This is a genomic window from Pseudoalteromonas sp. APC 3358 (genome assembly GCF_030408075.1).
Classification (GTDB): domain Bacteria; phylum Pseudomonadota; class Gammaproteobacteria; order Enterobacterales; family Alteromonadaceae; genus Pseudoalteromonas; species Pseudoalteromonas arctica.
On the sequence record NZ_JASDCE010000011.1, the window covers coordinates 39,488 to 63,009 of the forward strand.

19 protein-coding genes are annotated in these 23,522 nt (G+C 39.7%); 3 read left to right on the forward strand and 16 right to left on the reverse strand.

What is annotated here, in order from left to right; genetic code table 11:
- Window positions 1–39: 39 nt before the first annotated feature.
- Window positions 40–714, reverse strand: coding sequence for a DUF2461 domain-containing protein (locus tag QL995_RS16120; RefSeq protein WP_290294607.1), 675 nt, complete (start codon window positions 712–714; stop codon window positions 40–42).
- A 78-nt stretch (window positions 715–792) separates the two neighbouring features.
- Between QL995_RS16120 and gorA the strand changes: the two genes are divergently transcribed.
- The 3 genes from gorA (at window position 793) to QL995_RS16135 (ending at window position 3,995) form a co-directional block, all read left to right on the forward strand.
- Window positions 793–2,154: a glutathione-disulfide reductase gene (gene gorA, locus QL995_RS16125; protein WP_007586359.1), complete on the forward strand. Its 1,362-nt coding sequence runs from the start codon at window positions 793–795 to the stop codon at window positions 2,152–2,154.
- A 264-nt stretch (window positions 2,155–2,418) separates the two neighbouring features.
- Window positions 2,419–3,051, forward strand: a complete 633-nt coding sequence (locus tag QL995_RS16130) for a hypothetical protein (protein ID WP_170072597.1) — start codon at window positions 2,419–2,421, stop codon at window positions 3,049–3,051.
- A gap of 107 nt (window positions 3,052–3,158) precedes the next feature.
- Window positions 3,159–3,995: a mechanosensitive ion channel family protein gene (locus QL995_RS16135; protein ID WP_010553762.1), complete on the forward strand. Its 837-nt coding sequence runs from the start codon at window positions 3,159–3,161 to the stop codon at window positions 3,993–3,995.
- 54 nt (window positions 3,996–4,049) lie between these two features.
- Here QL995_RS16135 and tldD read toward each other — a convergent pair whose 3' ends face one another.
- The 15 genes from tldD to QL995_RS16210 all read right to left on the reverse strand — a co-directional run bounded on the left by tldD (window position 4,050) and on the right by QL995_RS16210 (window position 23,506).
- On the reverse strand, window positions 4,050–5,489 hold the full coding sequence (gene tldD, locus QL995_RS16140; RefSeq protein ID WP_290294608.1) for a metalloprotease TldD: 1,440 nt from the start codon (window positions 5,487–5,489) through the stop codon (window positions 4,050–4,052).
- Window positions 5,486–6,325 carry a carbon-nitrogen hydrolase family protein gene (locus tag QL995_RS16145; protein ID WP_007586349.1) on the reverse strand — a complete coding sequence of 280 codons (840 nt, stop codon included), beginning with the start codon at window positions 6,323–6,325 and terminating at the stop codon, window positions 5,486–5,488. Before QL995_RS16145 ends, tldD begins: the two co-directional genes overlap by 4 nt.
- Entirely contained in the window at window positions 6,322–10,179 is a 3,858-nt protein-coding gene (locus QL995_RS16150) for a YhdP family protein (protein WP_290294609.1), read from the reverse strand. The genes QL995_RS16145 and QL995_RS16150 overlap by 4 nt, the downstream gene beginning before the upstream one ends.
- On the reverse strand, window positions 10,179–11,651 hold the full coding sequence (gene rng / locus QL995_RS16155) for a ribonuclease G (protein WP_007586345.1): 1,473 nt from the start codon (window positions 11,649–11,651) through the stop codon (window positions 10,179–10,181). The genes QL995_RS16150 and rng overlap by 1 nt, the downstream gene beginning before the upstream one ends.
- Window position 11,652: 1 nt before the next feature.
- Window positions 11,653–12,222, reverse strand: coding sequence for a Maf family protein (locus QL995_RS16160; protein WP_007586343.1), 570 nt, complete (start codon window positions 12,220–12,222; stop codon window positions 11,653–11,655).
- The gene (gene mreD, locus QL995_RS16165) at window positions 12,222–12,701 is read right to left on the reverse strand and encodes a rod shape-determining protein MreD (RefSeq protein WP_007586341.1); all 480 of its coding nucleotides are present in this window, start codon (window positions 12,699–12,701) and stop codon (window positions 12,222–12,224) included. Before mreD ends, QL995_RS16160 begins: the two co-directional genes overlap by 1 nt.
- Window positions 12,694–13,536, reverse strand: coding sequence for a rod shape-determining protein MreC (gene mreC / locus QL995_RS16170; RefSeq protein WP_010553767.1), 843 nt, complete (start codon window positions 13,534–13,536; stop codon window positions 12,694–12,696). Before mreC ends, mreD begins: the two co-directional genes overlap by 8 nt.
- A complete protein-coding gene (locus tag QL995_RS16175) occupies window positions 13,536–14,579 on the reverse strand; it encodes a rod shape-determining protein (protein WP_007586338.1) in 1,044 nt (347 codons plus the stop codon). Before QL995_RS16175 ends, mreC begins: the two co-directional genes overlap by 1 nt.
- A gap of 134 nt (window positions 14,580–14,713) precedes the next feature.
- Window positions 14,714–16,762: a formylglycine-generating enzyme family protein gene (locus tag QL995_RS16180; RefSeq protein ID WP_007586336.1), complete on the reverse strand. Its 2,049-nt coding sequence runs from the start codon at window positions 16,760–16,762 to the stop codon at window positions 14,714–14,716.
- A gap of 121 nt (window positions 16,763–16,883) precedes the next feature.
- Window positions 16,884–20,624: an H-type lectin domain-containing protein gene (locus tag QL995_RS16185; protein ID WP_290294610.1), complete on the reverse strand. Its 3,741-nt coding sequence runs from the start codon at window positions 20,622–20,624 to the stop codon at window positions 16,884–16,886.
- Window positions 20,621–21,112, reverse strand: a complete 492-nt coding sequence (locus tag QL995_RS16190) for an agglutinin biogenesis protein MshP (RefSeq protein WP_290294611.1) — start codon at window positions 21,110–21,112, stop codon at window positions 20,621–20,623. The genes QL995_RS16185 and QL995_RS16190 overlap by 4 nt, the downstream gene beginning before the upstream one ends.
- Complete coding sequence (locus QL995_RS16195; RefSeq protein WP_290294612.1) at window positions 21,102–21,941, reverse strand: type II secretion system protein; 840 nt, start codon at window positions 21,939–21,941, stop codon at window positions 21,102–21,104. Before QL995_RS16195 ends, QL995_RS16190 begins: the two co-directional genes overlap by 11 nt.
- On the reverse strand, window positions 21,941–22,492 hold the full coding sequence (locus QL995_RS16200) for a type II secretion system protein (protein WP_290294613.1): 552 nt from the start codon (window positions 22,490–22,492) through the stop codon (window positions 21,941–21,943). Before QL995_RS16200 ends, QL995_RS16195 begins: the two co-directional genes overlap by 1 nt.
- The gene (locus QL995_RS16205; RefSeq protein ID WP_231614074.1) at window positions 22,479–22,946 is read right to left on the reverse strand and encodes a type II secretion system protein; all 468 of its coding nucleotides are present in this window, start codon (window positions 22,944–22,946) and stop codon (window positions 22,479–22,481) included. The genes QL995_RS16200 and QL995_RS16205 overlap by 14 nt, the downstream gene beginning before the upstream one ends.
- 32 nt (window positions 22,947–22,978) lie before the next feature.
- On the reverse strand, window positions 22,979–23,506 hold the full coding sequence (locus tag QL995_RS16210) for a prepilin-type N-terminal cleavage/methylation domain-containing protein (protein ID WP_290294614.1): 528 nt from the start codon (window positions 23,504–23,506) through the stop codon (window positions 22,979–22,981).
- Window positions 23,507–23,522: the final 16 nt, after the last annotated feature.

Below are 23,522 nucleotides of genomic sequence, written 5' to 3' on the forward strand. Positions count from 1 at the left end.
AGTAAAAAAACAACTCAGCCGCTTTTAAGTTGTTTAATTTTAATAAGGTTGCTCCAGAGCAAAACACAAATAACCCATTAATGAGTCGGCCACTTTATAACGTTCTAGTACCGTATCAACTAAATTATTGCTACATACTTGTTTTTGAGTAAGCGAGCTAATGGCTATAAAGTCTTTTCGTTTGAGCTCATCTATTAAGGGATGCTCTTTTTCAAAACCTCTTGGCGGGCGTTTTAGCGATTCTCCTGACATTTCAAATATAGATTTAAATTGCTCATCATAAATTGCTTTTTTATAGCTATTTGGGTTTTCATCTATGCAGGTTCTAATTGCGTTAAGCGCCTTTGATTCTGGTCGCCAAATACCAGCACCTACAAAACATTCGTCATTTGCTAAGTGAAAGTAAAAACCCGGGACATGTACGTCTTTTCCCATAAAATGGCGAAATTGAATCCCTACATTAATTTTATACGGGGTTTTATCTTTACTAAAACGCGCGTCTTTATGGATTCTCATTAAACTACCGCCCACTTTTTTATCTGATGCGACAAAATGGCTAGAAACCTCAGCAAGTGGTGCTTGCATTTGCCTAATGAAATCTAAAGCGGGCTCTCTTACGTATTCCTCATACTGTGATTTATGGTCGTTAAACCAGTCTCTATTATTGTTTTTATCAAGCTGAGCAAGAAATTCGAATGTTTTTTTACTAAACATAGGTCACCTAAACACTCTTTATTTTTAAAACTTAATGTTATGCTAATGCGCATAAAACTCAACGCCTAAGGACATAAAATGACACAACACTTTGATTATATTGCAATCGGTGGTGGCAGTGGTGGTATTGCCTCTGCAAATAGAGCGGCAATGCGTGGCGCTAAAGTAGCACTTATAGAAGCAAAACACATGGGCGGCACGTGTGTAAACGTGGGCTGTGTACCTAAAAAAGTAATGTGGCACGGTGCTCAGGTTGCCGAAGCAATTAATTTATATGCCCCAGATTACGGCTTTAATGTTGAAGTTAAAGGCTTTGATTGGAGCAAACTAGTAGAAAGCCGTGAAGCCTACATTGGCCGAATTCATAAAGGTTATGACAGTGGCCTTGCTAGCAATGGCGTTACTGTAATTAAAGGCTTTGCTAAATTTGTAGATAATAAAACAGTTGAAGTAAACGGCGAGCACTACACAGCCGATCATATATTAATTGCAGTAGGCGGCCGCCCAAGCATTCCGCATATTGAAGGTGCTGAACACGGTATCGATTCAAATGGCTTCTTTGAGCTAAAAGAGCAACCTAAGCGCGTTGCAGTTATTGGCGCAGGCTACATAGCCGTTGAGCTTGCTGGTGTATTACATGGTTTAGGTACTGAAACACATTTATTTGTACGTAAGCATGCCCCACTTCGTAGTTTTGACCCATATATTGTAGATACGCTTGTTGAAGTAATGGCTGCCGAAGGCCCTACTCTTCATACAGAATCTGTACCAAATAAATTGGTAAAAGAAGATGATGGCTCTGTAACACTGCATTTAGATAACGGCAAAACTCATAACGTTGATCAAGTTATTTGGGCCATTGGCCGCGAGCCAACAACCAATGCTATTAACGTTGCAGCAGCCGGCGTAGAAGTAAACAGCAGTGGTTTTGTAAAAGTTGATGAGTATCAAAATACCACAGCTAAAAATGTATACGCGGTTGGCGATATCATCGAAAATGGTATTGAACTTACACCGGTAGCAGTAAAAGCAGGCCGTACTTTATCTGAGCGTTTATTTAATAAAGAACTACCAGATGATTTAAAAATGGATTACAGCTTAGTCCCTACTGTTGTATTTAGTCATCCACCTATTGGTACTATTGGTTTGACTGAGCAAGAAGCTATTTCTCAGTACGGCGAAGAAAACGTTAAAATTTACCAATCTGGTTTTACGGCTATGTACACAGCGGTAACTAAACATCGCCAGCCTTGTAAAATGAAACTTGTATGTGCCGGCCCAGACGAAAAAGTAGTTGGCCTACATGGGATTGGTTTTGCAGTTGATGAAATGATTCAAGGTTTTGCAGTTGCCATGAAAATGGGCGCAACTAAAGCTGATTTTGATGCCGTTGTTGCAATTCACCCGACTGGCTCGGAAGAATTTGTAACGATGCGCTAGGCGCTAAACTCTAAGTTATTAATTATAAAAAGCCCTTGCTAAGTAAACAGTAAGGGCTTTTTAATGCTTGTTATATTTTGCACAACAAACCACTTAAAACGTCACATTAAAAACATCCATTCAACATTAAATAAATATCTAAGCCATTATTTTAACAGCAAAAATTTTAGACCAATAAAAATATTAAAAGTTTAAATTTTGTTTTGGCTTTAAGGCATTTTTACAATTAGAATCTCGCGCATTTATAGTTTCTCTTGGTTATTTATGTTTTTACTGCGATCTTTTATTTATCTATTATGCCTAGCGGGCGTTGCTCATTTAATTCAACTTGAAGGCTTTGAATTAAAACAGTATGCGCTTTACAGCGAAGAAACTCTTACTGAACATATGCAAGATGTTTTAACTTTTTTAAGCTGTATTTTGTTTTTTTACGCTTCGCGAATTAACTTTCAACTCAAAATACCGGCTGTATTACTTGCTGCGTTATCGGCAATGATGTTTGTAAGAGAGTTTGATACCTACCTCGACTTATACTTTTTTGATGGCGCTTGGCAAAGTATCGTCTATTCAATTTTAGCTGGCGTGTTTGTTTATTTAATAACAAAGAGAGGAAGTATTTTTGACTCTTTAAAAGCCTATAGCCTCACTCCTAGTTATGGAATTTGCTTATCAGGCATGGTTACTTTACTCGCATTTTCGCGAATGATGGGCAAAGGTGCATTTTGGCATTCAGTAATGGGCGATGACTACGTACGTGCGGTAAAAAACATTGTTGAAGAGGGTATAGAAACGCTTGGCTATACTCTAATCTTTATTTCAGCCATTGAGCTTGTACTCATATGCCGAAAAAAAATGGCTAAAAATCACAAACATTGCACTGATGAAGTAACTCAATAGCGTCGCTCGATTTTTATTGGTTACTCTTTTTGCACTAAATTTGCTAATTGGTTTAATAAATCAATATACTTAGCCTGTTTTTATCAACTTGCGTTTAATTGGATATTATGACTAAAGATATATTGCTGCATCCGTTTCTTCTTTCAATTGTAATGATCACAATTGCATTTGTACTAAAAGTACTTGTTGATAAGCTCGCTAAAAATCGCGCAGAAAAAAAAGAAAAAGATATTCGCTACATCGCACACAATATTAAGCACTTTATTAATTTTGTAATGATGATATCGCTGCTATTTGTGTGGTCTACTGAAATTCAAAACTTTGCACTTTCTATTGCTGCTTTTGCTGTGGCGATTGTGCTTGCTACGCGCGAGTTTATTCAGTGTGTAATAGGCTTTTTTTACCTCGTAACAACTCGCCCGTTTAGAGTCGGTGATTGGATACAAGTAGGTGATTACTTTGGTGAAGTAGCTGAAACTGATTGGATAAAAACAACCATGCATGAAATTGATATACATACTTATCAATTTTCAAGAAAAACCATATACATACCTAATAATAAGCTGATTACCAGCTCTATTAAAAACTTAAACTTTGTAAAACGCTTTGTTACACATCATTTTATTATTGTTCGTCGAGAGAGCTTTAACCCGTACCCTATTCACGACACACTCACTGAGCAAGCTAAACTGTACTGTGAAGAATTTCAAGAAGTAGCAAGTCGTTATAATTCAATGATTGAGCGTAAACTCGATGCAAAAATATCTGGTCCAGAGCCGGTAATTCACTTTGGTACAACCGATTTAGGTGAATTTAAAGCAAGCTTCACCTTGTTTTGTCCGACAGAAAAAGCGCTTGAGATAGAGCATAAATTAACAGAGTGCTTTTTTGCGTTATGGTATAAAGAAGCTGAAAAAAATAAAGAGGATGAAGGAGAAGTATAAACCCCGCCTTCATTAAAACAAAAAGCGCGAATTTACTTCGCGCTTGAGTAATATTTAAGCTGTACCACCGACCGTTAACTGATCAATTTTAAGGCTTGGTTGGCCTACGCCTACCGGTACGCTTTGACCATCTTTACCACAAACACCCACACCTTTATCAAGTGCTAAGTCGTTACCAACCATCGATATTTGCTGCATTACTTCTGGGCCATTACCAATAAGCGTTGCGCCTTTAATTGGTTGGGTAATTTTACCATTTTCGATTAAATACGCTTCTGATGCGCTAAATACAAACTTACCTGACGTTATATCAACTTGCCCGCCGCCAAAGTTAGGCGCGAATACCCCTTTTTTAACTGAGCTGATAATATCGGCTTGGCTGTGCTCACCACCTAACATGTAAGTATTAGTCATGCGAGGCATTGGTAAATGTGCATACGACTCACGGCGTGCGTTACCTGTAGGATTTACACCCATTAAACGCGCGTTTAGCTTATCTTGCATATAGCCTTTTAAAATACCGTTTTCGATGAGTACGTTGTAAGCGGCTGGTGTGCCTTCATCATCCACATTAAGTGAGCCACGGCGATCAGCCATTGTGCCATCATCAACCACAGTACACAGCTCAGATGCTACTTTTTGGCCCACTTTACCACTAAACGCAGACGCGCCTTTACGGTTAAAGTCGCCTTCAAGGCCATGCCCTACCGCTTCGTGTAAAAGCACGCCAGGCCATCCATTACCAAGTACAACTTCCATCGTGCCTGCAGGTGCATCAATAGCCTCAAGATTTACTTTAGCTTGGCGTACCGCTTCTTCTGCAAATTCCATCCAACGCGGTTTACCATCAACAAGCTCTTTAAAGTAACCATAATCTAAACGTGCTCCACCGCCTGCGCCACCGCGTTCACGGCGACCATTTTTTTCAAGCAGTACTGAGCAGTTTAAACGAATAAGCGGGCGAATATCGGTGGCAAACGTACCATCACTTGCTGCGATTAATACTTCTTCGTATACCGCCGACATTGAACTAATTACTTGCTCTGCATCGGGTGCTAGCTCACGAATATAGTTTTCAAGTTCGCGTAATAAACTCACCTTGTCGGTATCGCTCATACTCGAGATTGGCTGATGCGGTGCAAACTGCTCTTTAGCTTTAACATCACTAAATACTTTAATCGCTCTATCTTCACCAGCATCTGCAATGCTACGAGCCGCTGTAGCCGCTTTATTAAGCGCTTCAAGATTTATTGCATCAGAGTAAGAAAAACCTGTTTTTTCGCCGCTTACAGCACGTACACCAACGCCGCGCTCAACGTTATAAGAGCCTTCTTTAACTAAGCCGTCTTCAAGCACCCATGATTCGTGGTGGCTTGATTGAAAATATAAATCGGCGTAATCCACTTTACGCTGATGTATGTAAGCGAGCGTTTTTTCGAGCTCTTCTCTATTTAGCTGGCTGTCGTGTAGTAAATGCTGTTCAACCGAATTCATAATAAATGCTCTCTAAATCGTTGATGAGACTGCACGGGCATATCTCGTCTAATTTTTTGTAACTGGTCTAAATCTGCGTTGCAGCTTATAAAACCGGTGCCTGTTGGCAATTCACTCAGGATACTTCCCCAAGGTGAAATAATAATACTGTGGCCATATGTTTGTCGGCCATTTTCATGTGTACCGTACTGAGCTGCTGCAACTACATAACATTGTGTTTCTATTGCGCGAGCTGCTAATAATGGCTGCCAATGCGCTTGTCCTGTGACGACTGTAAATGCACTTGGTACTAAAATAATATCGGCGCCTTGGCGTACTAGTTCGTTGAATAAGCCACTAAAGCGCAGATCATAACATACTGTTAAGCCTATTTTACCAAAGGGAGAATCAACAACAACCACATCGCTACCTGCTTGGGTAAAATCTGACTCTCGATAGCTACCTGTTTGATCATCTACGTTTACATCAAATAAATGTATTTTGTTATACGTAGCAACCAGCTCGCCTTGATTATTATATAAGTGCGATGCTGCATAATATTTATGTTCGTTAAATGGCTCAGGCATTGTCCCTGCATTTAACCAAATATTATGGTGTTGGCACAATTCACTAAGTTGTAGTTTGTATCGCTCAACTTGCTTAGCAACACGTAACGTATCGTTACCACTTTTACTAAACACTAAAAAAGCCTCAGGCAAACAAACAAGTAATGGTCTTGTTGCGGGGAGTGTTTTAAGTGCACGCTTTAAGCTTGCTATGTTGTCATCAGGGCTTAGCCCTGAACACATTTGCAGGGCAACTATTGTGGGAGTGCTTAGTATTTCAGTTTTGTTCATTGCGTTACTGTTACTTGTGCATCTTTAAGTTTTAAATCGACTGATGCTTGTGGCTGATTTTGCGCAGCTTGAGGAAGCGTAACTTCACGACTTTTTCTGTCGAGTTCTTGAACAATGGGATCGTTCATTTTACCCGTTACTTTAAAGTTGATCTCTGAGATGACGCGCGCAGAATGAATAACTTTATCAATTGCTAAGGCAGCAAGCCCTGTTACTGGGTTTACCATCCATGCAACTATAACCGGAATACTCGAGGTTACCTGCGGCGCTACAGCAAGGTCATAATCTATATCAAGCGTGTTTAAATTTGCATAACCTTTAATGGTTAAATCGGCGGGTACGCCGTCCATTTTGGTATCTTTAGTGTAAGCAATACCGTTTTCTAACTGCATAGTGCCTTGCATGCTGTTATAAAAAAAGCCCTTTGAAAACACATCTCTAAAATCAAGTTTCAGCTTGCGTACTAATGAATCAAGGCTCAGTAACGAAAATACGCGTGCCCCGCCATCGCTAACTTCAGTTAAGTGACCTTCTCCTAAATCCCAAGCTATCTCGCCACTTAAACTTTTCACATCAAAATCATAAGGTGCTGCTTGCCAAGTAAGATCATAATTTAGATCGGCTTTTGAGTCTTTAATCGCGGAGGTTATATCAAACTCACCAAACAGTGCGCCTATGTCATCACTTTTAAGCTCGCCACTTAGCGTTGTTAATCCATTTTGCCACTGCCCTTTAGTGCGCAGTAAATGATCGCCTTTATCGACTACAAGTTCTGATATTGATAAACGCTCTCCATCACCTAATAATGACGCACTCACTTTATCAAGTTGGTAGCGGTCAATTTTGCAATCACTACATTCAAACTCAATGGCAGGTATTTTAGTAAGCCAGCTCAAGTCTTTCTCAGGAAGTACATCTGTTATTTCAAGTACTTGCTCATTGTGCGGTGCAAAATTAAGCCTTAAGTAATCGGCATTAATTCGTATGGGCTGGCTAGGCTGTGATGTAGGGATAAAAACCCCAGCTCTAAGTTCTTTAGCATTTAGCTTTAGGTATAAATCGTCTTTTGATGGTGCTAAACGCATTTCAAAATCATTAAAGATGATGTTACTCGCATCAAGCATACCTATATTTGCGACCACCTCATTAAGCGGTGGCATAATCCCTTTTGATTTTTTATCTGGGTTTGCTTTACCAGCTTTAATTATTTGATCAATCAGATCAAACCAAGGCACTAGTTCACTCTGTTCAAGATTTATATTTACGCTTAAGTCTTTTTGGTTTAATCCTAAATCTTGTTTTCCGAGCACAAAATGGACATTACTAAACTGTGATTTTCCATTTTCTAAAATAGCATTAAAGTAAAACTGTTGATTAGCGTTTGCTGTAATGAGATTAGAAATATCATCACCTTGAACTACTGCATCAAGTGCCCACGCTTGTTCGCTATTTTTATTATAAGGTGCGGGTAAGTTACTCGTTAAGCCAAGTAGTTCTGAGTTTACCTGTGCACGGTAATTAAAGCCTTGTTCGGTAAAATTAAGTACTAAACCAATATCAACATCGCTTTGCCCACTTAAATAATTTTTTAATATACCTTGTCCACTATCTATTAGTGTATCAGCGTCAATTTTGGCGTTTATATCTATGTTTGCTTGGTAATTTTTAGCATCACTTTTACTGCTGTAATTAATATTTAGCGGCATACCCAACCACTTCGCAGTCGCATTTTTAAGTGTGATGTTGTCGTTTTTAAAATTAAGCTCGCCAGTTAAGTTTTTAAGCTCAATACCTGGCGTTGCTATAAATACTGGCAAATCATTTAAATTAACTTTGCCGCTAACACTGGCTCCACCTTTAAACTTAGAGCCTACTAAAAGCTCAATACTGGCATCGGCTTCGCCTTTGCCCTGCACAACTTTAAAAATTTCAGCAAGAGGTTTGGCAATAGGTGTCGCTGCAAAAAAGTCATGTAACTTTTCCATCTGTGCTTTTTTATCAATTTGCACAATAAGTTCATCTGCATGCATTAAATCTGCAATGCTTACCTGCACACTATTACCAATATCTAGATTAACCAACTTACCTTGCTGGCTATATATGTCCATACGCTCATTATTAAAATGTAGCTGTACGTCGGCATTGGTGACCAAAGGCCAATCAGGATCAAACTCATAGGTTGCGTTGTCTATTTGCGCTAATACACCAAACTGGCCACTGCCATCGGTGAATGGAAAACCAGATAAAGGTCCTGCAAATAAGACTTGTGCTTTAGATATTTCTCCGCCTTTAATTGCGCCATTTAAATAGCTAACGAGCTCAGGGCTCATAGCTTTTAATGGGAAATAATGACCTGCAATTTTGGCATCTGGGGCGAATGCTTCAGCATAGAGATCTAATCGAGGATCATCTGTTAGACTAATTTGTAATTCTGCAGCAAGAGTAACTTCATCATTATCAAACCATATATTGTCACTACTTATATGCCAGCCATCATCTCGCTTAGCTAAATCTAGCTCTACATTTAGCTGATTATAATTTATGTCGTTACTAAAGCTTTCGCCTGTAACTAATGTGCCATTTTCGCCAAATAAATTTATTCGACCACTACTTTGATTAAGTAAACCATTTACTCTAAGTCCTTGTGCTGCAGGTACCGATCTTAATTCTTGCCAACCAATATTGTCAGCCTCAAACCATAATTGCCATTGCTGTGCATTAGAAAAATTTAAATAAGCTTGATCTATTTGCCCGCTAGGTTGGCGCTCTAAAAATGGTTCAAGTGCATTAAAATTACTTAGCCCTGCTAGGTTACTCAGTAATTCAAAATCAACCTGATGGAGCCACACTTCATTTTTTGGCCCTAGTTGAGCTTCAAACTCTAAACTTGGCCATGCTTTATCGTTACTATTAAATGTTAAACCGGTGCTTTTTAAGTGCCAGCTATTTTGCTCGGGATATAGATGGAATCCACCTTCACTCAAGCTAACTTGTTGGCTTTGATCTTCTCGCTGCCAACGCACAAAGCTTGGTAGCCATTGCATTTTTATATCGGTTACAAAACCTTTATCTAGTTTTAGCCACGCTTGTAAATTAATATCGCTATGCAGTTGTTGCTTTTGCGTATTTATATATTGCGCTAACCAGTTAGATACATCGACTTTGTTAGCCTGCACATAAATGTCGCCCGCAACTTGCTCTAGGGTATCGCCAGTGAGTGCTATGCGCGCATCAAAATCACCGACCGAAATACCCGGCAGTGCTAAGCTCCCACTACCAAGATGCTGCTCATCTTCATTTTGCCAAACAATATTTTTGAGGAGTAACTTACGCTCTTTACCGTCTTCTAGAACAAAGTTAATACTGGAATTTTCTATTGCAAAATGACCCGTTTTACCCAAAAACAGTTCTTCAATTAGCTCTTTTTGCTCAAAAGAGACTTCGTCGTTGTCACCGGTTTTAAATAAGTTGGTGATATTTACACTGGTATGAAAACCATTAATAACAAAATAATTAGATCTAAGTTGCAGTGCTTTTAAGCTTTCCCATAAGTTTAGCTCTAAGCTGGTTTTAGCAATGGTGAGTGATATTGGTGCAGTTTCGTTATCTTTAAACGATAAATTCTCTAGTACTAATGCAGGACCACTGCCCTGCCAACTTGCTGATATTTCGCCAATAGATAAGCTTATTTCAAACTTTTCGTGTAAATAGCTTTCTATATTACCTTTGTATTCGTTTGCATACGGGAGGGTATATTTTAAAATTGAAACAATAACGGCCAGTAATACCAAAATTATGGCGCAAGTCTGCCATAACTTCCTAAAACAAAAAAAACAGACCGCTTTTGCTTTCATTACATCATTACCACATCAAACTGTTCTTGGCTGTATAAGCTCTCTGTTTGAATATTGACTTGCTTACCAATAAATAGTTCAAGCTCGGCAAGGTTATGGTACTCGTCGTTTAGTAAAGCTTCGCTCACAGCAGGTGCTGCATATACCATAAACTTATCGGCAGCGTATGCTCGGTTAACACGCACTATTTCACGTAGTATTTCGTAGCAAACCGTTTCAACTGTTTTTTGTGAACCACGACCAGAACACGCAGGACATACATCACATAAAATATGCTCTAAGCTTTCGCGTGTACGTTTACGCGTCATTTCAACAAGCCCAAGTGCTGAAAGCCCATTGATATTCGTTTTAGTGCGATCTTTTGCAAGTGCTGATTCAAGTGAATGTAATACTCGGCGCTTATGATCCTCACTTACCATATCGATAAAGTCGATAATGATAATACCGCCTAAATTACGCAGCCTAAGCTGGCGAGCAATTGCAGAGGTTGCTTCTACGTTGGTATTAAAAATCGTTTCTTCTAAATTACGATGTCCTACAAATGCACCAGTATTAACATCAACAGTCGTCATCGCTTCTGTTTGGTCAATAATTATATAACCACCTGATTTTAGTGTAACTTTACGATGTAGTGCTTTTTGAATTTCGTTTTCAACGTCAAACAAATCAAATATAGGTCGCTCACCTGGATAGTATTCGAGTACTTGAGACAGTTGTGGAACAAACTCTTCAGTAAATAACTTTAGCTCTTCATGAGTAAGTTTAGAGTCAACGCGAATGCGCTCCATATCTTCGCCTACATAGTCACGTAGGGTTCTAAAGGCAAGCGTTAAATCTTCGTGTAGAATACTGGCTTTACTGGTTTTTTTGCGACGAGCTGTAATTTTTTCCCACAGTTTTCTTAAAAAACCGGCATCGTGTCGTAATTCTGCTTCGCTAGCGCCTTCGGCTGCTGTACGTACAATAAAGCTGCCATTTTCGTCGCCATATTCTGCGACTATTTTTTTAAGGCGTGAGCGCTCTTCTTCAGTTTCAATACGCTGACTAACCCCTACATGGGTCGCATCTGGCATAAACACTAAATAGCGAGAAGGAATAGTTATATCAGTGGTGAGTCTTGCGCCTTTAGTGCCTAGCGGATCTTTTACCACTTGCACCATAATGTATTGGCCTTGACGAACTAACTCTCTAATATCTTGTACTTTTTTTATTGGTACGTCGTCTACACCTTCAACAATAGAGGCACTATTTACAATATCGGATGCATGTAAAAATGCCGCTTTTTCAAGGCCGATATCAACAAAAGCAGCCTGCATACCCGGAAGTACACGGCTTATTTTTCCTAGGTAAATATTGCCTACAATACCTAGATTACCAATTCGCTCTAGCTGTATTTCTTGCAGTACACCGTTTTCTATTAGGGCAACACGGCTTTCGCTCGGTGTGACATTGATCAGTAATTCTGTACTCATGTTACCTTCTTAAGAATGTTTTTAATAATTGTTCGGTTTCATATAAAGGTAAGCCTACAACAGAAAAATAGCTACCCGCAATGTGAGTTACAAAGCGACCACCTAAACCTTGGATACCGTAGCCACCGGCTTTATCTTGTGGCTCATTAGAATCCCAGTAGGTATTTATTTCTTCATCAGTTAAAGTTTTAAAGGTGACATCTGTGCTTACAACACAGCTAAGCACATCATTTTGCGTCGCAAATGCTACTGCGGTAAGTACTTGATGTGTGTTACCTGATAAACGTTTTAATGTGTGTATAAAATCGTTTTTATCACGAGGTTTACCCAGTGATTCGTTATCGATAACAACTACGGTATCACTACCAAGTACAGGGCGATCGGTATATCCAAGCTCTACACCGCTTTGGGCTTTCAAGCGAGCTAAACGCTCAACAAGTGCTCTAGGTTGCTCGTTTGGAAGTGGGCTTTCATCTGCATCAACACTAAATTGTGTAAATTCGACACCTAATTGGCTTAATAACTCTTTACGACGGGGAGAGGCTGATGCCAAATATACTGCGGTAGTCATTACCTGATCCTAAAATGTCTGCGATATTTACGAAGTAGTAAAAACACCCAAAACCAACTAACCATTCCGGTTGCTACTGGCCATAAATACTGTGGATTAAAGTAAACCCCTAACAAAAAGTGATTTAGCCAAAACTGCATTAAATGATACAGCGTTAAAAACAAACCAATTAATAAGCTTTGTTGCCAAAGCGAAAAGTTACGAATTTTTTGAAAGTTGCTCGCGGTTACAAATATACATATTGAAAATGTAAGCGAGTTCACACCTAGCGGTGAGCCAGATGCTAAATCTATTAATAAACCAACAACCCAAGCAGTACCAATATTTAAACGATGCGGTACTGCCAACGACCAATACATAAGTACAAGTAAAACCCAGTCAGGTCTAAATGGTTCAAACGAAAAAGGGAGCGGCATTAATGCCATTATTAACGCAAAAAAGATGCTTAGCGCAATTAACAATGAATAACGGTTAATCATCGCTGATTTGCTCCTGTTGATTACGCCATAAAATAACCAGCAAACGAATGCGATCTAATTGCGCAATAGGTTCTGCAAAAACTTGTGCAAACGGGCGGCCTTCATCACGATTTATTTCGGTTACTACAGCCACCGGGTATCCCTCTGGGAATGTGCCACCTAATCCTGATGTAACAAGTACATCGCCAATTCGCACATCTAAGCTGTGCGGAACGTGAGAGAGCTTAACGACGTTAATTTTACCTATGCCCTCAACAACTGTTCGTACATCGTTACGCAGTATACGCACAGGTGTGGCATGCGTAGTGTCGGTCATGAGTAATACGCGTGACGTAGTTGACCCTACTTTAGTTAATTGCCCTACTACACCCATCTCATCAATGACGGCTTGGCTTTCACTAAGTCCATCGGTGGTACCACGATTTATAACAACTTGATGGCTATACGGGTTTGAATGCACAGAAAGTACTTGAGCAATAATTTTACGATTTGATTGCTTTGCAGATGAGCCTAATAAGGCGCGTAGTTTTTGGTTTTCTCTGGCTAGAAATTGATACTGCTGAAGTTGCTCGCTTTGTAGCATTTGCTTTTTTTTCAGCGCTTCGTTTTCAGTAAGAAGTTGCTCCCGCGTATGCAGGCTTTTAGCACTTAAGCTAAATAATTCGTAGGGTAAATTAGCAACATAAATTAGTGGGCTAACTAAGGTATTGAGGCTGGTACGAACAACGGTACCACCTTGCGTATATCTGTCTCCAACAATGAGTACGATACTCAAAAGCACTGCGACAAAAAGTCGCAGTTGCAAAGAGACTGTGCGTCCAAACATTAATTTCATTAGTCGTAACTAAAAACGTCACCACCATGAACATCGATCATTTCAAGTGCTTTACCACCACCACGTGCAACACATGTAAGTGGATCATCAGCAACAACAACCGGAATACCCGTTTCTTCCATTAATAAACGGTCTAAATCTTTTAACAATGCGCCACCGCCAGTAAGCACCATACCGTGTGCAGAAATATCTGATGCCAGCTCTGGTGGTGATTGCTCAAGCGCAACCATTACTGCACTCACAATACCCATTAATGGCTCTTGTAGAGCTTCTAGGATTTCGTGTGAGTTAAGTGTGAATGAACGCGGAACACCTTCAGCAAGGTTACGACCGCGCACTTCAATTTCGATTGGCTCATCAGTTTTAAACGCAGAGCCAATTTGATGCTTAATATTTTCAGCTGTCGCTTCACCAATTAAGCTACCAAAGTTACGGCGTACATAATTAATGATAGCTTCGTCAAACTTATCACCACCAATACGAACAGATGATGAGTAGACAACGCCGTTAAGTGAAATAATAGCAACTTCAGTTGTACCACCACCAATATCAACAACCATAGAACCTGTTGCTTCTGATACTGGTAAGCCTGCGCCAATAGCTGCTGCCATTGGTTCTTCAATTAAGTAAACTTCACGAGCACCTGCACCCATTGCAGATTCACGTATTGCACGTTTTTCTACTTGAGTAGCACCACACGGTACACAAATTAGTACACGCGGACTTGGACGCATAAAGTTATTGTTATGCACTTGTTTAATGAAGTGTTGTAACATTTTTTCTGTTACAAAAAAGTCAGCAATAACACCGTCTTTCATTGGACGAATCGCTTTTATATTACCCGGTGTACGACCTAACATAAGCTTTGCTTCTGTACCTACAGATGCAACACTTTTAGGTCCACCAGCACGCTCTTGGCGGATAGCAACAACAGAAGGTTCATTTAATACAATGCCTTCGTCTTTTACATAAATTAGGGTATTGGCTGTACCCAAGTCGATCGATAGATCGTTAGAAAAAATACCACGGAGTTTTTTAAACATGAGGCTGGATGACCTTTGAAATACGTTCTTATATTAGCTGCCTCACTTTAACATGCTCAACTATATGAGCAATATAAAGCGCAGCGCCTTTGTGAATTTGTGAAAAAAGGAAGCAAAGCTTCCTTAATTGAGTTTTATCGTTCGCGAACTAAGCGAAAACCAATGTAGTTAGATCTAAAATCAGGCGCTAAAATTAAACGCGTAGATGCACGAGCAAGGCTTGGTGCAAAGTTCCACGCTCCGCCTCTTACTGCTACATCAGACTCACCTGATTCTTTATCGGTCCATTCCCATACATTGCCTACGGTATCGTATAATCCAAATGCATTTGGAGAAAAAGAACCTACTGGTGATGCACGTCTGTTTGACCATTCACTACCACACCAACCACAGTTAGCTAGGTTTTTACCAATTTCGTTACCCCAAGGGTATTCTGTTTCAGTTCCTGCGCGTGCTGCGTATTCCCACTCAACTTCGTTAGGTAAACGAAATTGCTGTCCTGTTTGACCAGATAACCACTCAGCGTAAGCTTTTGCATCGTTATAAGTTAAACATACAGCAGGAAAGTCACTGCCTTGCTCAAAACCAGGATTACGCCAATTTAAATTTGCTTCCCATACTGGTTCGCCATTTAAATAATACGCACACCCTTTATTTTTTTCCGCTTGAGTTTTATAACCTGTATTTGCTACAAACTTTTCGTAGGCACCCACGGTTACTTCTTTACTTTGCATAGCAAAAGAATTTGCTATTACTTTTTCAATTACTGGACGTTCATTAGCTAAGCCATTGCCGTTAATATCGCCCATTTTAAATTTGCCTGCAGGAATAACGACAACCGGCGTTTCAACGTTTGCATTTAATACATTAACGTTTTCACTAACCTGGCGTGTTGTTACTTCTGGTTGCTCTCGAGTATAGGTCGGTGCAGCAATCGACTTAGGCTTTTTTACTAAATTTGCATTAATTGTTTGCGCTTTATTCAAATCAACACGTGCTTGATAAGGTTTATAACCAAGTTTACGTATTTCAATGTTATGAATGCCCGGCGGTAAACGTGTAATCAAGCGTGTTGAGCCAAAGCTTACACCATCGATAAACACTTCATCGTCGTATACGTTTGATCGTAATGTTAGCTCTACTGATTGATCCTTCTTCTTATTAAGGATAGAAGGGTAATCTTTTTTCACCGATGCAGGTTTAACTGAATAATCACGTACTGGCTGCTCATTTAAACGAGAAACCGACACTGTGTTGCTATTATCCGCGCTATTACTGAATGTTAACTGACTATCAGTAAATGTATTGTTATACGCTGGTTGATAAGCAGCCGTAAGTGGCGTGCCGTACTCAGAACAATAGCGGTTATCTATGCTTAATAAGCTACATAAACGGCTGCTATTAACTTCGCCGCGCATAGTTACGCTTAAGTTAACGTTGTAATTACCTTGGCCGCTAAATGCACTGTTAACTACATGGCTACTTAATATTTGTACTTGAGCGCCCGCCAAATTACGTTTTGGCTCAACAATGCGCTCTTCTGTTAGATTTGCAAAAATTTGATCAACAAAACGTTTAGTTGCTTTTTGTAGACCCATTTGCTGACCGCGTTGCTCACATGCTGCTAGCGTTTCTGTTCGCTTACAGTTAATAGTGTGGTTAACCTCAAGCGTACCTTCACGTGTAAATTCGTTACGTAAACGCTCTACGCGGGCTGTAGTTAACTGTTCTTTTAAACTTTCTAATGTATTTAAAAGCGTATGCTTAGCAACACGAATTTGTTCTATATCTTTACGGTGGGATGCAATTGCCGCCAACTGCATAGAAATATCATCTTTATTTTGCTTATGATCAATCACCGCTTTTTGATAGCGTGATTGAGCCGCACTAATATTAATAGTGGGATCGTCAATTAAACGACGGTACATTTCGTTCATCGCATCGAGCGCTTGGTTTTTTTCTTTATCTAGCTCTGTAGAACGAGAACGAAGTAGCTCTAATTGATTTTGTAACTGACTTTCTTCTTTAAGATGTTTTTCAAGTATTCTTGTCGAGTTATCGTATTCTGTCTGTTTAACACTAATCTCTGAGTCAATTCCAGTCACTGTAGCTGTGTCTTGTGCAAATGCACTACTAGCTAACAAACTAGCTGAAATTAACAGAGATAAAGGAGTAATTCGCATATATTCCAGTCCCAAAAAGCGGCAATTATTTGGTCGTTATTATTTTTTATAATTAAAGCCTTATGCTATGTACTTGCAGCACAAAACACAAGCTTTGTTCAATTATTATATTAGTTTACAACTATTCGCGTGTTTCACGCCAGTAAATAACCCGATCATTTCCTCTAAAGCGTCCAAATTGTAAAATAGTACGAGGATCAAGCTGTATTCCATCGCCCTGCCAATCCCACTTTAACCAATCATAAGTATTATATTCTAAGGTAAATTCACCCAAACCATTTGGCAGTGCATAAATACCATTGTTTGCAGGATACACTCCCGCTTCTAGCTGGCCAGATACACCAGTCCCATATTTATAGGTTAATTGTGGGCTGCTAGGTGATATCTGAGTGATTTGGGTATGATCAAATATACTACAGTTATCTTCAGCGTTATTTACAAATCCACTGCCGTTGTAATACTGAGCCTGCATAGGAATAAGTAAAGGGTCGAGATCGGAGCCTGCGTTATTGCCAAGGACTAAACGTCCAAACCTAAACTCTATTGGTAATGCATTTAGTCGTACGCTATTACAACCACCCGAGCATGCTGTTTGTGTATTAGGTTTATCATTTGCATCAATGAGTGTTGCCCCTTCTATGTCAGAAAGCGTTGCCATTAAGCTCACCATAGCGAACGGTCCGTCTGCTTGCCCTACACCTAATCTTTTAAGTGTCGTGTTGAGTTGGCTCATTTGCCATTGGCCGTCGCTTATATCTCCCCAGTTGTTATTTCCTAGGTTTACTAAGCGGCTAGTAAAATTAGTTGCAGGTACATAGTTACCTACTTCATTATTTTCGGCATTAACGTCTACACTCGATTTATTAAAGCCCGCTTTATAATTAGCCATTAGCTCACCATTTTGATTTTGTGCTTGTACTGTAAAGCCAAGTTCAAAAGGTTGATCAAGATAAGTTAAATTACTGCCGTATTGCGTGCATTGCGCAGCAGCTTGAACCCCCACGACCTGAAACTGCGAAGGTGCAAAACGACCAACGTTATATAGCTCACCTTTTACATCTCCCGCACCAAAATAATCGGCATCTTGAAGGCCTGCAGTTAAATCAATGATGCCAACTTGATCGTAATTATATTGCGATATAGATTCACTCAAATTACCTGTATCACTAAACGCAACAGTACTCATAGCTTCAAGCGTACCTTGAATGCCTGGCGTAGGCGCTTTAAGCGATGCCTCTACAAGCGGTTGCTCTGTAATAAAATGCTTGGCAATGGTGTTATTTGTAATATTGCTGTAGTTGTCTGGGAAACCATCGTTGTTAGTGTCTTGCCCTGTTTGCCACTGCACCGCATTCATTTTTAAATCAAATGCTTCGCCCGTTAGTCTAAATAAGCTCCCATTGGCATCTGCTGCATAACCATCACTTGCTACCTCCATGGCTAATCCAAATGGTTTTACGACATATTCATTTGAACTACCCGTTAAATTTACTGATAAATTAGTTAGTGGGTCTAAAATTAAATTGGTATTTACATTTAAACTCAACTTTCCTGCATCGGGGTAATTTATAACAATCGGGGCTTTAGACTCACTATCAAAGTTAAGTATGAATGATTTAGAGGCTTGCTCGACCGCAAAGGTATTATTGTTGTTACTAAGTGAAACCGTATCAGAGCAACTTGCACCAGCACTGCATGTATACGATAAATCTAAGCTTACATCGCCACCAGCGGGAAATGCAGCTTCGCATACGCCCGTAGTGGTATTTGTTTTTACCGCTTGAATAGATAGCACTTTTGCATTAAATCCAGTATTTGAAGGCTTTGCTGATAACTGAGTAGGAATTGTAGTATTTCCATCTGTATCATTATTAAAAACAAATCCAGCATCAGAAAACGTAACTTTACAGCCACTCAAACCAACATTATTACCACCGATATAACAACGAAGAGGTGCAGAAGGATCAGCAGTGTTATATCCAAATGTAACACTGCCTGTGGTGCGTTTAGCAAATTCGACAACCGCTGATCCTGTAAAATTAATATTCTCCCCCGTAACCCAACTTTGCTGACCACTATTATCTGGAGAAAGGTTTAAACTAGAGGGTTCCGCAAATAATAAGTCGCAGGCATCATTAGCGCAGGCTGTTAGTGTCATTTCTTTAGCTTCACACGTCAGACCTTTGTTATCGCTTATTGTTAAACGATAATGATCCAGTGTTTCTGGTGTATAAATACCACAAAAACCAGGGATACTTTCGGGTACTGGTAGAGCGTCAAACGTTGAGCTCCCTTCGGTAATAATTTGAGTAGCCGATGTAATTGATCCCTGATACGTTACATTTTGAGCGATTCTTACCTCTCCAGTTGCAACAATATAGCCCGCAATATTTGCATCGGCTGCAATAGCAACCGCACCATCCACATAAATAGCCAAGTACGCGCCAGTTTCTACTACTATATTGGTTTTACCTATATTCAAAAATGAAGTTGATAGAAGTGAGGTTGTATCTTTTAAAAAAATACGTGTAGGCGCTGTTACTCTGTACTCTGTTTCCAGCATACTTAACTGCAACTCATCGTAATAATAGTCGCCAGCTAAAGAAGTAGGTACGGGTCCTGTTGAGCTACCATCATTTGTAACCGTTGGCACCTGCGCCGCTTGATTCGGTTCTAAAGAGTTATAACCACCAGCAACACACGCCTGACCATTACACAAAGGAGGGCTCGTCAGCGCTGTAGAAATTAAACTTGTGGTGGTGACAAACTGCGCATTACCATCGGTTATTTCTACTCCCTGCACCAGCTGCACTTCACCATTGTTATAAGTAGAAATAGCGCCCGGGAATAACGTATCACAATCTAAAATATCACCATTAAATACAAAGGTACTGGTCATGGCGAGTATTGATGCTTCCTCGTTTACGTGACGACGCTCGTTATCGCCATCACGATCTTCGTCAACAACTAGCCCTAACCTGTCGGTCCTTAGGTTACAGCTGCGTAGCCACCCGCCATCATCTTCTTGGCGTGAGTTTTTACTTGCTACAACTAACGGAGCCACACTAAAATTATTAGTAAAACTAAAGTAATTACAGCCATTGCTCCAACCGTCAACTTCAAAGCCTGTGAAAAAAGTTTCCCACGATACCTCAACGCCATTATCGTCAGAAAATGTGCGGTTACTTCCTGGCTCTACGGCCATATAAGCAACAGTTTCGGTTTTTATAAGCCCAAGTGCTGTTTCAGATGCTTCTAAAGCAATATTAACGCCGCTGGCAGATAGAGAATTACTTTCAACTGCAACTGTTAAAAATGGTATTAATGCTTGCGTTGGTGGATTGCTGTCTATGCTATTGAGTGTTTGTAACGAATGAAAAAAGTTTGGCCTTTGAGTAAACGGTTCAGCAAATGTTAAAGGCTTATAGCCTTTAGGTGTTAGTGGAGCAAAACCAGACTTAGAGCCATACTGTAATTCGAGCAATAGATCAGTATTACCTACTTCCATAATTGTGCCGTCTGGAAATTGATGCACACCATACTCAACAGCTAAATAGTGCGCCCCCATACTAATATGTCCACCATCCTCTCCTGAAGGTTCAAGCGGTAAGGCCTCAAAGCTAGTTGTGGTTATATTACGTATTCTTATTATTGCAGGGTTTCCGCCTTGGTTTGTTGAGAGCATAAAAACAGCAGGAGGCGTTATATATTGCTGTTGAAAATTAACTTTTGTCCAAACAGGCGATGTATATGTATCTTGCAGTTCTATATAACGGCCCTCGATTTTTGGAGGCACTGCATTTGCGTAATTACAAAGTAACACGCAGCTAAAAAATATAATGACCAACGCATTTTTCATCATGGTAAAGTTTTAGCCTCCACACTGAGCGTTCTTTGTGTTTGCCAATAATCTTTTCTGCAGCTACTCCCTGCAGGGCAATCAATTGCGGCGCACGTTGCACTGCTTTGTAAGTAATATATATTCACAAGCCCGTTGGTTGTACTGCTATCAGGTAAGCCTATATATTCGCTACAATTCACTTCGACCTTACAGTTGGCTAAATATGTAGTTTGGTAGGTTAAATCAGTAGTAACTGATGCACAACTTTGAACTGAGCTATTTATTGGAAATAGTTGCGTTAAACCACTTTCTAGGCCGCTTTGTGCTGCCATAAAAGCGCGAGCCCCATAATACTCAATCGTATTTTGTTGAGATGCACCAGAAAGCACTTTAACTAATGCTAATCCTAGTGCTAATAAAGCAACAATAATTACCAAAGAAACAATTATTAAGTTCCCTTTTTGTTTACTGGGTAAGGCTTTTCCGTGAGGATTTTTTTTAAGGTACATTAGGAATATGTACCTCATGGTTAAAGTTCATTACTTCAGTATCGTTAAATTGCATTTGCGCATTCACATTAAGCACAGCGTTTCTTTGTAGGGAGAGCGCATCAAGAGTAAAAAATAAATCGCTCGCTAAATTATTGGCAATGTAAATACCTAATAAATCACGTTTAACACCACTGCTTATTTGTAAGCTCACGGCATCTAATTGATTAACAGTAAAACCGTAATTGGTATATCTATATAAATACTGCCCTTCAACGCAAAAACTTACAGGTTCTGAAAGTAAATAAAGGCGTTTACTCGGCGACTCTTGGGTAAATGCTTTGCTAAATTGCCACTCATCAATTTCGCTCGCTGAACTATTAAATGCTGATACTTGCAAACGCTTATTATTATTCTCATCGTATATATCAGCACTGCTTAATGGGTATATCGTTGCCCAATTTCCAGCTTGCGGCTGCGTTAAGTTATTAAGTTCAAAATCAACAGCGCTAACATTAAAAGGCGCTACGGTAGGTAGGTAATTTGTATAGTGAGTGGCCGATAAAAACGGCGTAAATTCTAAACACTGCTGAGCACTACAGGCCCCGCTAGTATTATTATCACAAGAAAGCCTTAATGAATTTGGCGTAGCGTGGCGCAATTCTTTACTAAGTCGCGTTATTAAAAAACGGGCCTGGGCTACTGCTTCTTGGCGTTCAACCCCTTGTGAGTAAATACTGACCCCAGCACCAATAAATGAAAATGCACTTACGGCTAAAATACCAATAATAACCATGACAAGTAATAGTTCTATAAGGGTAAATGCATTTTGGTATTTAGCTGCTTGCATTAGTAATTCCCTTTATATGCACTAAATCCGTAAACTTCGTCTAAGGGTGATGTTACTTCAATAGTAATACGCTTAAAGGTTGTGCCATCGTTAATGGTCAATTCGTTAAAGTCGCTATCGTACTCAACTTTAATAACTAAATTAAAGTCGCTGTACTCACTTAACACCTCACCTAAGCTATTAGTAATAGGCTGGTTAGACAGTGCAATATAGTCATCTACATCGTTATAACTGGTTCGGGTTTCTAGGCCTGCCCCTAAGCTATCGACGCCTAAATCGCCCTCTGCGGTACAAGGCTCAGCACCCAAGGTTGTTTCGCCACAACGCCTAAAAGGTGCACTTCTATCGCTGTGCTCATCAAACGATTTACTTTGAATTTCGTTCATTAGTGATTGACCAAATTCAGAGGCTCTTAAAGCAATAATTGGCTCTGCACTTTTTTTTGCTTGCGGGGCAATTAAAGCGGTAATAATGCTTAATGCAATAGCAAACATGACTATGCCAATAATAAGCTCTATTAGAGTAAAACCTTTTACTTTAAGGGCACGCATATATAAGCCCTTCACCACTTATGCATACGCCAGCTAATCCAACATCTATTCGACACTGCGAAGTGCAGGTTTGATTTGATTTACCTAAAGGATCAAAACTAATTTGGGTAAATATATTCGCGTTACTATCTAAAGCACTAAATGCTATATCACTTCTTTGCGTGTTTATTTGTACCACTAAATGATCGGTGTTATTAGCATCGGCTCCACCGGTACATGTATCGGGTGTGGGGGGAGCAATAAGTGTGGAGGTAATATAAAGAGTATGGCAACTTGTTGTCGCTGTATTTTGCATTGCACGTAGCTGCACTGTTCTAAGTGCATTTAATGTACGGTCTCGATATGAGTATGCATCTTCTGTTGAGCTGCCCAGAAATTTGGGAACTGCCGTTACCGACAGTATTCCCAATATCACTAGAGTAATAATTAACTCAATGAGTGTGAAGCCACGCAATCGTTGCCTACTACTGCTTATCATTTCTATAATTAACAGCCGTCTGTAACTAAAGTGACTTCAGGCGCTGTTACAACTGTTTTAATTGGCGCTGTTGTTGTAACTGCTGCTGTAGCTTGTGTGTATTCAATGCGACAGTCATCAGCCTGCTCATAGCTATTTGGGAAAATAATCACTTTTGTACCAACTACAACTAAATTAAAATCAGCAGAATTATCTGCTGCAAATTTTACATCTAGGAAAGCTTCAAAATCATCTTGAGTTGCCTTTGGGTAACCATACACAGTATTAACAGTCCCAGTATCCACTGTAACTGTAGCCGTTTCTTCCTTGTGATCACTAGCAATAATAGACTTGCCGTTTACGATATTCATACCGCTGCGAATAGAGCCTTGTAAGCCTTCGAGTGTTGAAGCATTTGCATCACCTTGCAAGTTTAAAAAACGAGGTGCTGCAGTAACAGCTAAAATGCCCAAAATAACAATTACGATGATCAATTCAACAAGTGTAAAACCTGCTTGTTTATTCATTGGTAAACTTTTTAACGATTGCGTTTTCATAAATAAGCCTCTTTTT

What these genes read in the sequence shown, in the direction of transcription:
- QL995_RS16120 (WP_290294607.1), bottom strand. Translation starts at nt 714, where the DNA reads ATGTTTAGTAAAAAAACATTCGAATTTCTTGCTCAGCTTGATAAAAAC.
- gorA (WP_007586359.1), top strand. Translation starts at nt 793, where the DNA reads ATGACACAACACTTTGATTATATTGCAATCGGTGGTGGCAGTGGTGGT.
- QL995_RS16130 (WP_170072597.1), top strand. Translation starts at nt 2,419, where the DNA reads ATGTTTTTACTGCGATCTTTTATTTATCTATTATGCCTAGCGGGCGTT.
- QL995_RS16135 (WP_010553762.1), top strand. Translation starts at nt 3,159, where the DNA reads ATGACTAAAGATATATTGCTGCATCCGTTTCTTCTTTCAATTGTAATG.
- tldD (WP_290294608.1), bottom strand. Translation starts at nt 5,489, where the DNA reads ATGAATTCGGTTGAACAGCATTTACTACACGACAGCCAGCTAAATAGA.
- QL995_RS16145 (WP_007586349.1), bottom strand. Translation starts at nt 6,325, where the DNA reads ATGAACAAAACTGAAATACTAAGCACTCCCACAATAGTTGCCCTGCAA.
- QL995_RS16150 (WP_290294609.1), bottom strand. Translation starts at nt 10,179, where the DNA reads ATGAAAGCAAAAGCGGTCTGTTTTTTTTGTTTTAGGAAGTTATGGCAG.
- rng (WP_007586345.1), bottom strand. Translation starts at nt 11,651, where the DNA reads ATGAGTACAGAATTACTGATCAATGTCACACCGAGCGAAAGCCGTGTT.
- QL995_RS16160 (WP_007586343.1), bottom strand. Translation starts at nt 12,222, where the DNA reads ATGACTACCGCAGTATATTTGGCATCAGCCTCTCCCCGTCGTAAAGAG.
- mreD (WP_007586341.1), bottom strand. Translation starts at nt 12,701, where the DNA reads ATGATTAACCGTTATTCATTGTTAATTGCGCTAAGCATCTTTTTTGCG.
- mreC (WP_010553767.1), bottom strand. Translation starts at nt 13,536, where the DNA reads ATGAAATTAATGTTTGGACGCACAGTCTCTTTGCAACTGCGACTTTTT.
- QL995_RS16175 (WP_007586338.1), bottom strand. Translation starts at nt 14,579, where the DNA reads ATGTTTAAAAAACTCCGTGGTATTTTTTCTAACGATCTATCGATCGAC.
- QL995_RS16180 (WP_007586336.1), bottom strand. Translation starts at nt 16,762, where the DNA reads ATGCGAATTACTCCTTTATCTCTGTTAATTTCAGCTAGTTTGTTAGCT.
- QL995_RS16185 (WP_290294610.1), bottom strand. Translation starts at nt 20,624, where the DNA reads ATGATGAAAAATGCGTTGGTCATTATATTTTTTAGCTGCGTGTTACTT.
- QL995_RS16190 (WP_290294611.1), bottom strand. Translation starts at nt 21,112, where the DNA reads ATGTACCTTAAAAAAAATCCTCACGGAAAAGCCTTACCCAGTAAACAA.
- QL995_RS16195 (WP_290294612.1), bottom strand. Translation starts at nt 21,941, where the DNA reads ATGCAAGCAGCTAAATACCAAAATGCATTTACCCTTATAGAACTATTA.
- QL995_RS16200 (WP_290294613.1), bottom strand. Translation starts at nt 22,492, where the DNA reads ATGCGTGCCCTTAAAGTAAAAGGTTTTACTCTAATAGAGCTTATTATT.
- QL995_RS16210 (WP_290294614.1), bottom strand. Translation starts at nt 23,506, where the DNA reads ATGAAAACGCAATCGTTAAAAAGTTTACCAATGAATAAACAAGCAGGT.